Source organism: Lacibacterium aquatile (assembly GCF_042683105.1).
Classification (GTDB): Bacteria; Pseudomonadota; Alphaproteobacteria; order Elsterales; family Elsteraceae; genus Lacibacterium; species Lacibacterium aquatile.
In genome coordinates this window covers 21,659-36,317 of record NZ_JBHUIP010000009.1, presented here as the reverse complement: position 1 = coordinate 36,317, position 14,659 = coordinate 21,659, and the positions used below count along the sequence as shown (strand labels likewise).

Below are 14,659 nucleotides of genomic sequence, written 5' to 3'. Positions count from 1 at the left end.
AAAATCGATGAAAGCAGCTTTGGCCATCGCCTCTGCGAGTCTGCTTCTGCCTTTGGTTGCCAACGCGGCCCAGGTGGCGGCGCTCACCAGCGATAATCATCTGCTGATGATCGACAGCGTTACGCGGACTGCTTCGAAGCCGACGCTGATTTCCGGCGTGGATAGTCGGCTGGTGGGGATCGATGTCCGTCCTGCCGATGGAAAGCTCTATGGGCTATCTGCCAAAGGCTCGATCTACACTCTCGATCCCGTCAGTGGGCGTGGGCAGATGATCTCCAAACTGTCGGTACCGTTCGACGCGGGAAGCAGCCCGATCGTCGACTTCAACCCTGTCGCCGACCGGTTGCGGGTCGTGGCGGCGGGAGGGACGAACCTGCGCGTCAAGATCGACGATGGTGCCACGACGGTTGACAAGCCGCTGACCTATCAACAGGGCGGGGATCGCGCGGTTCTGCTGGCGGGTGGCGCCTATACCAACAGCATGGCGGGCGCCAAAGAGACCGCGCTCTATCATCTCGATGCCGGTCAGAATGCCTGGCTGCTGCAGGCGCCGCCCAATGACGGCATCCTTCAGGTGAAGGGGCCGACCGGCATTCCCAAACAGACGATGGCAGCTTTCGACATCGCCTCCGATGGTAAAGGCGGAAACCAGGGTTGGCTCCTGACCGGATCGACCCTGCATCAGGTCGATGTGGCGACCTGGAAGACCAGCACTACCGGGGCGCTCAAGGGCCTCGGTAAGTCCGTGGTGGATATTGCCGTTCTGCCGTAGCGAGACGTGCGAAGTGGCCGGGCGAGCCGGTCACTTCGTCTTGCGCGTCTCCATCTTCGGTTCGGTCCAGCGCTGGGCGCGGCACAGGAACAACACGCAGCCGGTGACCTTCAGCTCGAACCGGCCGTCCGTCTGCAGGGTCGCATTATAGCGCTCACCCGATTCCGGGTCATAGATGGTGCCGCCGCGCCAGGCATCGTCCCGCCAGGTGAAATTCTCCACCATCGTCATGCCGACGATGGGACGGCCTTTTTCCTTGGGATTTTTATTCAGTACATCTGTCTTGGGTTGACCGGTCTTCTTGTCGTTGGGCTCTGCAAGCCAGACGACGGAACCGCAGAGTCTGCTGCCGTTGGTCGGGCAGGGCGAAAATGCCACCCGCGCCTTGCCCTTCTCCGTCAGCCAGGACTGCCCGATCAATGGCCGCTGCTCCTGCGCCGAAGCGGGCAGGGCGTATAGGCCGCAGAGGAGCAAAAAGGCGGTAAAAATGCTTCGCATGGTACCCAGATAAGGCTGAAATCGGTTGAATTACAACCCCATGGCATAAACGTGTCATTTATAGGCATGCTATCGCCGAAGGGCAGGGTAGAGCGGATTGTTACGCTCGAAACTGTGAAATCGTCCCATGATGGGCCTGTCATGAGTGAAGCTTCTACGCCGTCGCCAAAGCGTCGCTGGGTCCCCATCGTTGTCGCCTGTGCTCTGTTCATGGAAAACCTGGACGGCACGATCATCAATACCGCTCTGCCGGAGATTGCCCGGGATATGGGTGTCTCTCCGCTGTCGCTGTCGGCGGCCGTGACCTCCTATCTGCTGAGCCTTGCTCTCTTCATTCCCGTCAGCGGTTGGGCGACGGACAGGTTCGGCGCACGCCGGATCTTTTCAGCGGCGATCATCGCCTTTCTGCTGGGTTCCATCGTCTGCGGATTTGCCACCGGACCGATGGGACTGGTGATTGGGCGCACGATCCAGGGCATCGGCGGGGCGATGATGGCGCCGGTGGGCCGTATCGTGTTGCTGCGCAGCTTCCCCAAGGCCGAACTGATGGCGGCGATGACCTATGTCACGATGCCCGCCCTGATCGGCCCGGCTGTGGGGCCGCTGCTCGGTGGGTTCCTCGCGACCTATGCCAACTGGCGCTGGATCTTCTTCGTGAATATCCCTATCGGCATCCTGGGGGTCGTGCTGGCCTGGAAGCTGTTCGACGATGACCGCCCTGTCGCGGCGGGGCGTTTCGATACCGTCGGTTTCATCCTGATCGGCGGCGGGCTCGCGGCCTTCATGTGGGGCATGGAGACCATCGGGCGGGCGCATCTGCCGATCAGTTTCATGCTGGGGCTGATCTTCGGTGGCCTCGCATTGATGGCGCTCTATGTCTGGCACTCCCGGCGCATCCAGCGACCGGCGCTCGATCTGTCGCCCTTGAAGATCCCGACCTTCCGCATGGCCGTGGTCGGCGGGACCATCGTGCGTATCGGTTTCGGCTGTACGCCTTTCCTGCTGCCGTTGTTTTATCAGTTGGGCCTTGGCTACAGCGCGATGGAATCTGGCACTTACACCTTCATCATCGGTCTTGGGGCCTTGAGCATGAAGGTCGTTGCGACGCGTTTTGCCCGCTGGGTGGGATTCCGCCGTATCCTTATGTTCAACGGCCTGGTCGTTGGGGCGATCACGCTGCTGTTCACGCTTTTCGATGCCTCCACACCCTATTGGGTGATGCTGGCCACGCTCGGCATCTATGGCTTTGTGCGGTCACTGCAGTTCACCTCGCTGAATGCCCTGGGGTTTGCCGATTTGCCGCCGGAGATGGCGGCTGGCGGCGCTGCCGTACAGGCCGTGGGTCAGCAGCTCTCGGTCGCGCTCGGCGTGGCCCTGGCGGCGGCTTTGCTGCTTCTGCTGGGCGGCGGGCATCCGGATTTGTCGGACTTCCGCTGGACCTTCGCCATCGTCGCGCTTCTGCCGATGGCGTCGATTGTGATCTTTGCCCGTATGAAGCCCGAGGATGGTTCCGCCGTCAGTGGGCACGGGCGCTGAGGCGGCGCTTTCTCCAGGCAAGACCGCGCAACAATACCGCCGTCAGGATGATGCCGACCGAGGTGACACCCAGCACCGGCATGTCGGGAATACGGCCCGCGTAGCTGCTGGAGAACACAGCCAGCGCGGCCCAGCCGCCGATGGCATGGAGCAGCTTCCAGCGCTTCCAACCCAGCCAGCGGACGCTGGCATCGTTGGAGGTGGCGGCCATGGCGGCGATCAAAAGATAGACAAACCCGCCGCCCAGATAGGTTGCCAGCGGCCGCTCGACTCCAAAGCCGAAGATGGCGATCAGGAAGAAGCCGGCGTGGACAAAATGAGCTCCGGCGAAAGAGAGACCCACCGCCCGGCGATGGCGTAGAAACGTCTCCCGCCAGCCGCCCGGCCAGAGGGTCGCGAGGGAAGAGGCGCTCCAGGCCAGGATGAACCAGCAGAAGGACCAGCGCGCCGTCATGCGGGCGGCGGCATTGGCCGTTTCCTGATCGAGCGGCATGCTCAAAAAGGGCAGGGTGCCGACAAAAAGCCCGGCAAGGGCGACCCCTGAAATCAGCTTAAAGGACGAAACGCGCATAGCCTGCCTCCGGTTCCGCTTCAGTTCGCCTTCATAGAAACATATTGCGCATGCGTCTTTTTAAAGGCGGAACAGGAGGAATGTTTTCGCGAACTGAATCCTCTATCGTCGAGGAAACAACAAGCGGAGCCTTCGCTGTGATCCAGCAGCCCAATCAGCAGTCTTTCTGGCGAAATCTCTGGAGCCTGATCGGCCCTTACTGGACGTCCAAGGACTGGAAAGCGGCCTGGACGCTGCTGGTATTGGTGTTGGGGTTGAATGTCTTTGGGGTTCAACTCGAGGTTTGGTTTAACCAATGGAATAACGATTTCTATAACACGCTACAGAATTATGACGTCGACGGTTTCTGGGCGCAGATGGTCAAATTTAGCTGGCTGGCGGCGATCTTCATCGTCTCTGCTGTCTACCAGCTCTATCTTCAGCAATGGCTTACAATACGCTGGCGTCGCTGGTTGACCGACCGTTTCGTGGGTCGATACCTAAGTGAGAAAATTTACTACCGCCTCCAAATGGGTGAGGCCAAGGCCGATAACCCCGATCAGCGTATCGCAGACGATATCAATAAATTCATCAGTTATACGATGGCGCTAGTGCTCGGTTTTATCAGCGCAGTGCTGACTTTAGCTGCCTTCTCGCTAATCCTTTGGAATTTGTCCGGTAGCGCAACACTTCCCCTGTTCGGGCATGAGGTCATGATACCAGGCTATATGATGTGGGCAGCGCTTCTCTACGCATTATGCGGAACTGTGCTGGTCCATTTCATCGGTCGCCCCTTGATTCCACTAAACTTCGATCAAGAACGCCGGGAGGCTGATTTTCGTTTCTCATTGATCCGTATGAGAGAGAACGCAGAGGGAGTGGCACTCTATGAAGGTGAGGCAGAAGAACGGAAGTCTCTGACGCTGCGCTTCAGCGAAGTGATGAAGAATTATTGGGCGATCATGAATCGTACCAAGTGGGTCACTTTTTTTACGTCTAGCTATAATCAGGCAGCCATTATTTTCCCATTCGTGGTTGCCGCTCCGCGCTATTTTGCAAAAGAGATTCCGTTGGGTGGGTTGATGCAGGTCAGTTCGGCTTTTGGGCAGGTTCAACGTTCTCTATCTTTTTTTGTGAATTCCTATTCGAGCATCGCGGAGTGGCGTGCTGTTGTCGACCGACTGGTGAGCTTTATGTCTGCAGTTGAACAGTTGGAAACCTCTAATACCCTTTCGAATATAAAGCATCTCCCCTGCACCGACGCCCTAAAGGTCGAGAACCTTACCCTCGAACTGCCAAACGGCAGCCAGCTCACCACCCCGATCTCCTTCGAGGTCAGCGCTGGCGAGCGGGTTCTGATCGTGGGCAAGTCCGGGTCGGGCAAATCGACTCTGCTACGGGTGCTGGCGGGCATCTGGCCCTATGCCCATGGGTCGATTGCAGTGCCGGCGCAGGACGTGCTGTTCCTGCCGCAGCGCCCCTATCTGCCGCTCGGTAATCTGCGCGGCGTTCTATCGTATCCGGCAGCGGCGGGAGCCTTCAGCGACGAGGCGATCAAGGCGGCTCTCGTGGTGGTCGACCTGGGACATCTTGTGGAGCGTCTTGAAGAGGAACGCCTCTGGAGCCAGATCTTGTCCGGCGGCGAGATGCAGCGGGTGGCGATCGCCCGGGCGCTGCTGCAGAAGCCGCGCTGGCTGTTCCTGGACGAGGCAACCTCTGCTTTGGACGAGCAGACGGAGGCGGCCCTGTACGAGCATCTGGCGGCGGATCCCGCTACCACGATTGTATCGGTCGGCCACCGTTCCACTTTGGCGAGTTTCCATGGGCGGAAAATTGATTTGTCAGATTTTGCAAAGGGCTAATCAGTGACCAACCTGTTAGAGATCCCCCTGGCATATTCCAGGGCAGCATGCGATACCGTCATGAGAAGAGTCGGATAAACCGAACGCGAAGACGTGGGTTTCACCCATGTGAAACCAGGGGCGAAGCAGGTCAATAAGGGCGCGGTTGTGGAACAGATTCTCGGCGAAATTCAGCATTACGGTCCGCTTTTCTACGCATTGACGTTCCTATGGACGGCAATCGAGGGCGAAACCTTTGTTATTTTCGCAGGCTATGCTGCTCATCTGGGGCTGCTGGATCTTCATTGGCTGATCCTTGCCGCCTGGTCGGGTAGTTTCTGCGGCGATCAGGTCTATTTCTTCCTGGGGCGCCGTTATGGCCCGCGTCTGGTGAAGCGCTTCCCGAAGTGGCAGCCGTCCGTTGATCGGGCGATGGACCTTCTGCGGCGCTACAACACTGGCTTCATCCTGTCGTTCCGCTTCATCTATGGCGTCCGTAACGTCAGCTCGTTCGCCATCGGGCTGTCGGGTGTGTCCTGGGCGCGCTTCTCGATCCTGAATTTCTTTGCTGCCGGTATCTGGGCAACCTCCTTTGCCGGGACGGGCTACATCTTCGGCGAGGCCTTCAAGGAATTGCTGGGCAAGTCGGCGCTTTATGTCACGCTCGGCATGCTGGTGGTCTTCATCTCGCTCGGCTGGTGGTTCCTGTCGGCGCCGACCCGCAAGGCCAAGCGCGAAGCCCGTGCCGCTGAAGCTGCTGAAAAGGCAAATGGCAAGCAGGCTGCGGCGTCCGACGCCAAGGTCTGAGCTGGGTTGCTTGATCCGCTGCGAGTGCTAGCGGATCAACCAGAGCAGAGCGGCCAGAATTCCCCAGGCCGTCATGCCTAAAAGAATGATCGCCGGAACGACCAGGGCCGCGCCCAGGGTGATCGCTGTCATCGAGAGTGAGAAGATATAGGCCAGCCGCCCCAGCATGGAGCGGTCGGAAATCGGCTGTGTCCAGCGCAACAGGCGATAGCAGCCATAGGCGAGGCCGACAAGGATCGCGCTGGAGATTAGCGACCCGGCCAATCTGAACCCTGCCAACAGTCCTAAGGCCGCCAGCGCGAGCCAATAGGCGAAGAGCACCGCGCTCATCATCCCCATCGGCAGACGATCGAGCCAGCGCTTGAATTGCCGCAGGCTACGCGCGAGGCCGTCTCCAGACCCCGGCGGCGGAATATCGATGATGGTCATGAAGAGCATGTTATGTGGCGCCGCGACGCATCACGCGGCGACGGGGACGACCTTCGGCTTCGCCGCCTTCCGCAGGGGCCGCAGCGGCCGGGGCTGCAGCAGCAGGAGCGGGAAGGGCGGCAACGGGTGCCGGGGCCGCCGGTTGTGCAGCAGCAGCAGCGGCTGCCCCGCGCATACGACGCGGACGACCGCCGCCCTCCGCTTCTGCGGGGGCTGCAACAGCCTGCGGCACCGGTGCCGAGACCACTTCGACCGGATGAGGGTCAACATCGAAACCACCGGTACGGCGCAGCATTTCGGGCAATTGTTCCGCCCAGGAGCGCAGCTCCTCCCAGTCCATGCCCACAAAGCGCCCATCGCGGGCCGGGTTGGCCTGAACCGAGGGGGTCGGATAGAGCAGCAGGGCGCACACCTGGAAGAACAGGCCGGAGCGCTGCACGACTCCGAAGAAATCATACAGCATCTCGCTGTCCAGGCTCGCGCGCTGGGAGAATTGCCGCATACGCCAGGCGAGCGCCCGCATGATGCGGTCGGCTTCATCCTTGCGGGAGCGCAGGCTCTTCTGAATATCGTGGAATTCCTGGCGCCCATCGGTCGCTATGGAATAGGCGAGCTTCTCCTCGACCTCGCCCGCAAGCCGGATCAGCTTGGCACCATGGTCGCGCATATGGTCTTCAATATCCTTGAAGCTGCGCAGAACCTGTCGGCGGAAACCCATATCGAGCGGACCGAAGGCCGGATAATGCTGATCATGCAGCCGAACCTTCATCGCCCCAGCCTCGGTCGACAGGGCACCCCCCAGACGATCAAAGGTGTCGCGCAAAGCGCGAGCATCGAAATCGGCACGATCAAATTTACGTGACAGCATTGGGTTCGCCCGTGGGAGGCCGCATCGACGGCAGGAATCCTGCCACTATAGTGCGAGCAGCATCACAACTCCAAGCGAAGAAGAATGCATAGTCCCAAAATTCTTGTAATTTCTGGGTGTTAACGGAGTAATTTAATCTTAATGCATAGCCGTGTATCATACAGCCTTAGAAAGCGCGTTTTTTGTGGCAAATCCTGGTAATTCTCTCAAAATCTATGCGTATTTTGAGAATCAGGGTTGCCTTTCTAGCGGTCGACCGTTAGAAATCGACTGCCGGATTTGGCATCGCTAGAAAGCGTCGTAATCTAAAAACACTCTTGTTTTACAATGCACTGCGAGGCGATCATGAACCAGAATATGCGTTTCAGCCAGGAGGGTGGCGCGTGAAGGCGGTTTGGCCCAGCATCCAAGCTTGGTCTGATCGGTGGTTCCGTGATCGGCAGTTCATTATTCGGCAAGATGGCAAGGTCACTGCTTTTACGCTGTCGGGGCGTCGTCAGATGCTGCTGGCGGGGATTGCGACTTTTGCTTCCGTCTGGTTCGTCGCAACGACCGGCGCCTATTTCTATCACACGGTGAAGATCGCCTCGAAAAATGCCGAGGTTGAGCGCACCCGCATCGCCTATCATGAATTGATCGAGGAAGTGTCGAGCCAGCACGACAAGTCGCTGGGCATTACCCGTGACCTCGACTATTACCGCGCCTATCTGCTGACCATGATCGAGCAGAACGATCTGCTGCGGAACGATCTCAATTCTATCGCCAATAGACTTGAAGACACCGAAGACGACCGCGAACGCTACGTCGCGGCAGAGCAGGCTCTGCGTGGCCAGCTCCGCGATATGGAGCGTGAGCTCGCCAACCTGTCCGAGCGCAATGACATGCTGCAGTCGGATGTCGGCAGCATGAAGACCCGCGTCATCGCGACCGAAGAAGACAAGCGCCGTTTTGCCGCCGCCCGCGCAGCTATCGAGCGGAATATCCAGCGTCTCGAAAACGATCTCTCCGGTTCCCAGAACCGAGTGATCGAGCTGGAACGCACGGTTAGCCAGAAGCAGGAAATCGTCGATCAGGCCCAGACGCAGCGCCGCACGGCAGTTGCCGAGCGTGACGAGGCTGTCAGCCGCGCCGAGGTTGCCTCCAAAAAACTCGCCGATGTGGAAAAGACCCATCAGTTGGCGCTGGCTAAGATCGAGGAACGCACGTCTAAGACCCTTGCCCAGGTCGAACAGATCGTGGCGGCAACAGGTCTTGATCCTAAGCAGTTTGTCCCGGCTGTCACCAACACGCCCACAAGCAAGAATGCGCCCGCACGCGGCGGTCCGTTTGTGCCGTTGCGCGAGGATATGAAGGGCCTGCCGCTGGAAACCCAGAAGCGTGCAGATACGCTTGGGAACGTCGTACAGCGTCTTGATGGTCTGGCCCCTTTCCTGGGGGCTCTGCCACTGGGAAATCCGGTGCGGGGTGCTGCGATGACCGGCGATTTTGGCCCGCGTCGCGATCCGTTCAATGGGCGCTCAGCGATGCATGAAGGTCTCGACCTTCAGTCGGCTAAGGGGTCGGCCATCCGGGTGACGGCTGCGGGACGGGTAGTCTTCGCAGGTTGGCACTCCGCCTTCGGTCGTTTAGTGGAAGTTGACCACGGGTTCGGCATCCGCACCCGATATGCCCACATGGACTCGATCAAGGTCCGTGAAGGCGAAAAAGTCGAGAGATTAGATACACTTGGCACAATGGGCCAATCCGGTCGCGCTTCAGGCGTTCATCTGCACTATGAAGTGCTGGTGCGTGGTCGCGCTCTCGATCCAGCCCGATTTCTGAAGGCGAGCGGCAATGTTCTCAAGAGGCAATAATCGTCGCGATACCTCTAGCTCAACGGCGGAGGCTCGTATGCCCCCTCAATCCTCGGGCAAGATCCCTTCGATCCTGGCTGAGGATATGCGGGTTACCGGCGACGTCATCTCGGCCGGTGAAGTGCAGATTGACGGCGATGTGATCGGTGATGTCGAGGCCCATGCGCTCATCATCGGCGATACCGCCCATGTCCGCGGTCAGATCACCGCCGATATCGTCCGGGTTTCCGGTGCGGTGACGGGGCGGATCAAGGCCCGTGAGGTTGTTCTGACCCGCAGCGCCAAGGTTGAAGGCGACATCCTGCACGAGGTGCTGGCCATTGAAGCCGGTGCGCAGCTGCAAGGTAACTGCCGCCGCCGTTTGATGGACGAGGAAGAGCCCAAGGCTCTGGAAGCGCCGCAGAAGATCGCCGCGAAGAGTGAAGAAAAGCCGAGCGACGATAAGTCGTTGTTCGATAAGGAAGAAGCAGCCGCCTGAGGGCAGTTTGCTTGAAGAAAAAGGCCGGTGATTTCACCGGCCTTTTTTTGTCCGTGGCTGGTCGGGTAATCGGGTTTGAAACATTGTCATCCCGGCCTTGAGCCGGGATCCGGCCGCCAGAGTGGCCAATCTCAAAGCGGCGCCATCAGGCAATGATCTTCGGCCAGATCCCGGCTCAAGGCCGGGATGACAGGCGGAGAAATTGATGCCCTTCAGATCCATCCATGAGTCAGATAGATCATTTCTCTACGATTGATCTATCTGACTCATGAGTTACTCAGCCCCCAGCGGGTGCCGGTTCGACCGGCTGGAGCACGTCGTTAATCGTCTTGAGCAGCCGTTCGCGTTTGTAGTCGGGCAGGCGGAAGGCCCAGCCGTCTACCTTGGTGGCGATGGGAGCTGCTTTTTCTGCATTTCCCTCTGCCTTGATCAAGGCCCAGGTGTCCTTGTCGTTCGGCACCAGGGTAATGGTGACGATCAGGCCATCCTTGCTCTCGAAGCGGCCCTTGGCTGCATTGACTGGCGCGCTGACGGTATCGGCCATCTGCACATCCTCGAAATTCAGAGTTTCGAGGGTGGTACCGAGTTGATTGACGTCCCAGCCGCTCTTGGCCTTACGGCCTTCGGGGACATTCTCGACCGTGAAGTCCTTCACGTCCGGGGCGCGGCTGAGGGTCAGGACAGCGCCATCGGCACCGGTCAGTTCGACCTTCGACAGATCCTCCATCGTGATGTCCATCAGATCGCGGGAGGTCCAGTCGACGGCGCTGGCGCGGGCATCGATCTGCGCCTGGACCAGCCAGGTGTTGTTCTCGCCCGCCTTGCGGACATAGAGCATCTGGCTGTCACCCGTGCTGCCTGCTGCTGTGGCGGTGCCTGGGCGGCGCTTGCCGATAAGCAGATCCGCCAGAATGCCGCCGCTGCCATCCTTGACCGCGACACGGATCGATTTGGCATCCTTGTCGGCGGGATCATTCAGGTTCAGGCGTTCGAAGAGTTCCGGCTTGGCAGTCTTGGCCTCAATGGTTTCCATCTCGGTCAGGGCGGCCAGGGTCTGACGGATCAGTTCTGGCCGGACCGGGAAGTCACCCTTTTCCGGCAAAACCCAGGTCTCGCCCTTGCGGACCAGGGTGAAACGGCCGTCATGGCGAGTGATCTCGATGCTGGCCGCGCTATCGAGCTTGCTGCCCAGATTAGCGAACAGCTTCTCGCCGCGGGCGAAATCGGTGCCGGGACGTTTGGCTGTGACGGCGATACCGGCGCCGATGGCGGCGATGAGGGCGAGGGCGCTGACGGTGAGCAGAGTGGAGCGTTTCATGGCTTTGGGCCCTCCTATTCGCGGGTGCCGCGTGCCGTGGCATAGCGACGGCGGCGGCTCCAGAAGCCAAGAAGAATGGCAAAGACCGCGACGGCCATCGGGACAGCCGCGATATTGATGAAGCGAACCTTGCTCTGCAGGCTTTCGATGTTGGAGCGCAGCGAAAGCTGCACCTCGCGCAGTTCGGCACGGGTTGCCAGCATCTGGGCGCGGAAGGTGTCAATTTCCTTCAGCTGCTCCGGCGTCAGGACCGCCTGGGCGGCGGTCTTGCCCGAGGCATCGCGGCCACGCAGATCCGCCAGCTTCTTCTCGGTCTCCTTCAGGCGCTCCTGCAGTTCCTGCTCCTTGGCGCGGAACCGCGCTTCGGCTTCCTGCTGGATATCTTTCACCAGGCTGAAGGGACGGTCGGAAACCCCACGGGAGCGCAGGGAGGCCATGGCGCTGCCGCCCGCCAGATTCTCGACCGCATTCAGAACGAGGTCGGCGTTATTGGCGGTCGGCACTGCGACACGCGATCCGAAGTAGTTCTGCATCTGGGCCCAGAAACGGTCTTCCAGGAAGTCCGTATCGGCCACCACGATCACCGAGATCGGCTGCTTGGCTTCGGCCAGATGAGCGGGCAGGGGCGCTTCGCCTTCCACCTTCGGGGCTTCCCCTTCGGCAGGCTTGGGGGCGCCGTCGGGATAGGCCGACTTGGCCGGGCCGGTGATGCGGGCAGCGATGGGTAGCGATTTCCCTTCCGACTGGAAGCCGCGCAGGATGCCGAGGATATCGGGCTGCTGAGCGCGCACCTTGGCGGCATCCAGCTGCTGGCTGACAACGGAGGACGTGACGAGCGGCGTGAACTGCGTCGTCGCCCCTTCCACCGGCTCCAGAATACCGGCCGAGGCGAAGTTCAGCATCTGCAGGTCGCCGGTGACGGCATCGTCCTGATCGATCTGAGTGCCGGGGATCGCCAGCCATGCCAGATAGTCAGCGGCTTGTAGACGGGTCGTCGAACCGGCACCCACCTGCACGCGGCGGGCGTTGCGGCGGTCGGCGATGACCTTGTCCTTCACCAGCCGGACACCCCAGGCGCCAAACAGCTTTTCCAGATCGGACGAAGCGGCTGGGGCGGGCATGCCCTGCATGGCCATGGCGCGCGAGCGCAGCTGGGCTGCCTCGGAATGCGGGTCGACCATCGTCAGCAGGCGGCCGCCGCGCATGACGAACTGATCGATGGCATAGAGGGTACGCTCGTTGAGGCCGGTCGGATGGACCAGCATCAGCACGTCGATATCGTCCGGCACACTGGCAAGGTCGATGCCGAGGGCGCGCAGTTCGACGAACTGCTTCAGTTGCTCGACGATGGCCCAATTCTCGCCGCCACCCTGCTGCGCCATCACCATGTCGCCTTCCAGCGGCAGGGTGGAGATCAGGCCGACGACCCGCTGCTTGGCGCGGGCAAGCTTGGCGATCATCTTGGTCAGGTCATATTCCAGGAAGCGTTCGCGTTCCGGTGCGAAGAAGGGAACGACCTCCTCGTCATCGATGGCATTGGTGCCGACGAGGCCGAAATAGACCTGCTCGCCGCTCTGGTCGACCGGCACGCCCTGAAGGCCGTAAGCAACTGCCCGATCCTCGACAGCCGAGAAGGGCTGAGGATCATAGGTTTCGACCTTCAACTTGCCGCCCGCGATATCGACATATTCCGTCAACAGATCGCGGATACGCTGGGCATAGGCGCCATAGACCGGCACTTCACGGCCCAGACGATCCGAGAAGAAGAAGCGCAGGGTGACGGGCTCATCCAGCGCCTTGAGCGTCGACCGGGTGCCATCGGATAGCGTGTAGAGCTTCTCGGCGGTCAGATCGAGACGGCTGCCGGGAATGAACAGGCCTGCCAGCACATTGACGGAGATCGCCAGGACAAAGGCCGCAAGGACCCCGAGGCCCAGTAGGAAACGGCGGTTTTTCAGCATCATGATGTCAGTCCGCCTTCTTCATTTCGACGATGGCCGTGGTCGCGAACAGCGCGGCGGCGATCAGGGAGAGGAAGAAGATAAGATCCTTGAGATCGATCACGCCGCGCATGATCGACATGAAATGCGACAGGAAGCTGAGCCCCTGAACGGCCTCCACGACCGGGGTCGGCGCCCAGCTGGAAAAGAAGCCGATGACCAGCGGCGTGCCTGCGACCGTCAGCACGAAGCAGGCAGAGGCGGCGACCACAAAGGCGATCACCTGATTGCGGGTCAGCGCCGAAACCGCCGATCCGATGGCGAGGTAAGCGCCCGCCATCAGCCAGGAGCCGATGTAGCTGGCCAGGATCACGCCGTGATCGGGCTGGCCGAGCCAGGAAACCGTCAGCCAGAGCGGGAAGGTGAAGCCCAGGGTCACGCCGCAGAAGACCCAGGCGGCCAGGAACTTGCCCAGTACCGCCTGACCCGTGGTCAGCGGCAGGGTCAGCAGAAGTTCGATGGTGCCGCTCTTTCTTTCTTCGGCCCACAGACGCATGGCGATGGCCGGGACCAGGAAGAGATAGAGCCAGGGATGGAAGCTGAAGAAGGGCTGCAGATCCGCGCGGCCACGCTCGAAGAAATTACCCATGAAGAAGGTCAGCGACCCGGCGAGCGCCAGAAAGACGACGATGAAGACATAGGCGAGGGGCGTTGCGAAGTAAGCGCCGAACTCGCGCCGGAAAACCGTGAAAACAGCACGCATGGCAGGCAAATCCTCAGGCGGCCTTGACGGCGGAAGCTTGGGTGATGGTGCGGAAGACATTATCCAGGCGTCCGCGCTTCTGCCGGATGGTCTTCACGGGCCAGCCCTGTTCGCGGATCAGCTTGCTGACGTCGGGCAGCAAGGTCACGCCGGGCACCGGTCGCACGACCAGATCCTGACCGCTGGTCTCGACGGCAAGAACGCCCGCCAGTTGCAGCAGACGGTTGCTGGCATCCAGCATCATCTCCAGCGGCAGATTCAGCACGATGGCATTGTGCCACGGGTCGCGAACCGCCAGTTCTTCGGGGGTACCATCGGCAACCATGCGCCCGCCCGCAATGATGCTGGCGCGGGTGCAGATCGACTCCACCTCTTCAAGGATGTGGGTCGAAATCACGATGGCCTTATCGCCCTTCAACTCGTTGATGAGCTGGCGGACTTCGTGTTTCTGATTGGGATCAAGGCCGTCAGTCGGCTCGTCCAGGATCAGGACCTGGGGATCATGCAGCAGTGCCTGGGCCAAGCCCACGCGGCGCTTGAAGCCCTTGGAGAGCGTATCGATGGGCTGATGCAGCACGCGGTCGAGATGCGCCCGTTCAACTGCAAAGCCGATGCGCTCGCGCTTCTGCTTGCCGCCGAGGCCGCGCAGGGAGGCGACGAAATTCAGGAACCCTGCCGGCGTCATATCGCCATAGGCGGGTGCGCCTTCGGGCAGATAGCCGATGCGGCGCTTCGCTTCGGTCGGCTGGTTCTGAATATCGAACCCATCGATGAGCGCGGTGCCTGCCGTCGGGGCCAGGAAACCGGTGATCATCTTCATGGTGGTCGACTTACCGGCACCGTTCGGGCCAAGGAAGCCAAGAACCTCACCGCGTCGGAGGGTGAAGGACACATCGTCAACAGCACGGATGCCGCCGAAATCCTTCGTCAGTCCAACGATTGCGAGCAGATCGGACATTGGTGTCTCTAACTCCGCGTTGCATCTTTGTTTACGGCCGCGCCGTAG

At 60.5% G+C, this 14,659-nt stretch carries 14 protein-coding genes; 6 read left to right on the top strand and 8 right to left on the bottom strand.

Features of this window, described 5'->3' with window-relative positions; translation table 11 throughout:
• Nucleotides 1–7: 7 nt before the first annotated feature.
• On the top strand, nt 8–772 hold the full coding sequence (locus ACFSM5_RS09175) for a DUF4394 domain-containing protein (RefSeq protein ID WP_379876029.1): 765 nt from the start codon (nt 8–10) through the stop codon (nt 770–772).
• A gap of 30 nt (nt 773–802) precedes the next feature.
• Here the strand turns inward: ACFSM5_RS09175 and ACFSM5_RS09170 are convergent, their stop codons facing one another.
• The gene (locus tag ACFSM5_RS09170; protein ID WP_379876028.1) at nt 803–1,270 is read right to left on the bottom strand and encodes a DUF2147 domain-containing protein; all 468 of its coding nucleotides are present in this window, start codon (nt 1,268–1,270) and stop codon (nt 803–805) included.
• 141 nt (nt 1,271–1,411) lie between these two features.
• Here ACFSM5_RS09170 and ACFSM5_RS09165 point away from each other — a divergent pair, with 141 nt between their 5' ends.
• A complete protein-coding gene (locus ACFSM5_RS09165) occupies nt 1,412–2,806 on the top strand; it encodes a DHA2 family efflux MFS transporter permease subunit (protein WP_379876027.1) in 1,395 nt (464 codons plus the stop codon).
• On the opposite strand, the gene ACFSM5_RS09160 is transcribed toward ACFSM5_RS09165, so the two are convergent.
• Nucleotides 2,787–3,377 (bottom strand): hypothetical protein, encoded by a 591-nt coding sequence (locus ACFSM5_RS09160; protein WP_379876026.1) that lies wholly within the window; start codon nt 3,375–3,377, stop codon nt 2,787–2,789. The two genes, ACFSM5_RS09165 and ACFSM5_RS09160, sit on opposite strands and share 20 nt — an antisense overlap.
• 50 nt (nt 3,378–3,427) lie before the next feature.
• Here ACFSM5_RS09160 and ACFSM5_RS09150 point away from each other — a divergent pair, with 50 nt between their 5' ends.
• A complete protein-coding gene (locus ACFSM5_RS09150; RefSeq protein WP_465261235.1) occupies nt 3,428–5,218 on the top strand; it encodes an ABC transporter ATP-binding protein/permease in 1,791 nt (596 codons plus the stop codon).
• Nucleotides 5,219–5,311: 93 nt separating this feature from the next.
• Complete coding sequence (locus ACFSM5_RS09145) at nt 5,312–6,004, top strand: DedA family protein (RefSeq protein ID WP_379876024.1); 693 nt, start codon at nt 5,312–5,314, stop codon at nt 6,002–6,004.
• 27 nt (nt 6,005–6,031) lie between these two features.
• Here the strand turns inward: ACFSM5_RS09145 and ACFSM5_RS09140 are convergent, their stop codons facing one another.
• Both ACFSM5_RS09140 and ACFSM5_RS09135 read right to left on the bottom strand, forming a co-directional pair.
• A complete protein-coding gene (locus ACFSM5_RS09140; protein ID WP_379876023.1) occupies nt 6,032–6,442 on the bottom strand; it encodes a hypothetical protein in 411 nt (136 codons plus the stop codon).
• A 1-nt stretch (nt 6,443) separates the two neighbouring features.
• The gene (locus ACFSM5_RS09135; protein WP_379876022.1) at nt 6,444–7,301 is read right to left on the bottom strand and encodes a hypothetical protein; all 858 of its coding nucleotides are present in this window, start codon (nt 7,299–7,301) and stop codon (nt 6,444–6,446) included.
• Between the two features lie 383 nt (nt 7,302–7,684).
• On the opposite strand from ACFSM5_RS09135, the gene ACFSM5_RS09130 reads away from it, so the two are divergent.
• Complete coding sequence (locus ACFSM5_RS09130; protein WP_379876021.1) at nt 7,685–9,154, top strand: M23 family metallopeptidase; 1,470 nt, start codon at nt 7,685–7,687, stop codon at nt 9,152–9,154.
• 37 nt (nt 9,155–9,191) lie between these two features.
• Nucleotides 9,192–9,632 (top strand): bactofilin family protein, encoded by a 441-nt coding sequence (locus ACFSM5_RS09125; RefSeq protein WP_379876020.1) that lies wholly within the window; start codon nt 9,192–9,194, stop codon nt 9,630–9,632.
• A gap of 277 nt (nt 9,633–9,909) precedes the next feature.
• Here the strand turns inward: ACFSM5_RS09125 and ACFSM5_RS09120 are convergent, their stop codons facing one another.
• The 4 genes from ACFSM5_RS09120 to ACFSM5_RS09105 are packed head-to-tail and all read right to left on the bottom strand — an operon-like array spanning nt 9,910 to nt 14,611.
• Nucleotides 9,910–10,950, bottom strand: a complete 1,041-nt coding sequence (locus ACFSM5_RS09120; RefSeq protein ID WP_379876019.1) for a DUF4340 domain-containing protein — start codon at nt 10,948–10,950, stop codon at nt 9,910–9,912.
• A 14-nt stretch (nt 10,951–10,964) separates the two neighbouring features.
• Entirely contained in the window at nt 10,965–12,914 is a 1,950-nt protein-coding gene (locus tag ACFSM5_RS09115; RefSeq protein WP_379876018.1) for a Gldg family protein, read from the bottom strand.
• 4 nt (nt 12,915–12,918) lie between these two features.
• On the bottom strand, nt 12,919–13,653 hold the full coding sequence (locus ACFSM5_RS09110; protein WP_379876017.1) for an ABC transporter permease subunit: 735 nt from the start codon (nt 13,651–13,653) through the stop codon (nt 12,919–12,921).
• A gap of 13 nt (nt 13,654–13,666) precedes the next feature.
• A complete protein-coding gene (locus tag ACFSM5_RS09105; protein WP_379876016.1) occupies nt 13,667–14,611 on the bottom strand; it encodes an ABC transporter ATP-binding protein in 945 nt (314 codons plus the stop codon).
• Nucleotides 14,612–14,659 lie beyond the last annotated feature (48 nt).

Bases quoted from the DNA above. Each gene is read 5' to 3' on its own strand.
- ACFSM5_RS09175 (WP_379876029.1), top strand. From the start codon at position 8: ATGAAAGCAGCTTTGGCCATCGCCTCTGCGAGTCTGCTTCTGCCTTTG.
- ACFSM5_RS09170 (WP_379876028.1), bottom strand. From the start codon at position 1,270: ATGCGAAGCATTTTTACCGCCTTTTTGCTCCTCTGCGGCCTATACGCC.
- ACFSM5_RS09165 (WP_379876027.1), top strand. From the start codon at position 1,412: ATGAGTGAAGCTTCTACGCCGTCGCCAAAGCGTCGCTGGGTCCCCATC.
- ACFSM5_RS09160 (WP_379876026.1), bottom strand. From the start codon at position 3,377: ATGCGCGTTTCGTCCTTTAAGCTGATTTCAGGGGTCGCCCTTGCCGGG.
- ACFSM5_RS09150 (WP_465261235.1), top strand. From the start codon at position 3,428: ATGCGTCTTTTTAAAGGCGGAACAGGAGGAATGTTTTCGCGAACTGAA.
- ACFSM5_RS09140 (WP_379876023.1), bottom strand. From the start codon at position 6,442: ATGCTCTTCATGACCATCATCGATATTCCGCCGCCGGGGTCTGGAGAC.
- ACFSM5_RS09135 (WP_379876022.1), bottom strand. From the start codon at position 7,301: ATGCTGTCACGTAAATTTGATCGTGCCGATTTCGATGCTCGCGCTTTG.
- ACFSM5_RS09125 (WP_379876020.1), top strand. From the start codon at position 9,192: ATGCCCCCTCAATCCTCGGGCAAGATCCCTTCGATCCTGGCTGAGGAT.
- ACFSM5_RS09120 (WP_379876019.1), bottom strand. From the start codon at position 10,950: ATGAAACGCTCCACTCTGCTCACCGTCAGCGCCCTCGCCCTCATCGCC.
- ACFSM5_RS09115 (WP_379876018.1), bottom strand. From the start codon at position 12,914: ATGATGCTGAAAAACCGCCGTTTCCTACTGGGCCTCGGGGTCCTTGCG.
- ACFSM5_RS09110 (WP_379876017.1), bottom strand. From the start codon at position 13,653: ATGCGTGCTGTTTTCACGGTTTTCCGGCGCGAGTTCGGCGCTTACTTC.
- ACFSM5_RS09105 (WP_379876016.1), bottom strand. From the start codon at position 14,611: ATGTCCGATCTGCTCGCAATCGTTGGACTGACGAAGGATTTCGGCGGC.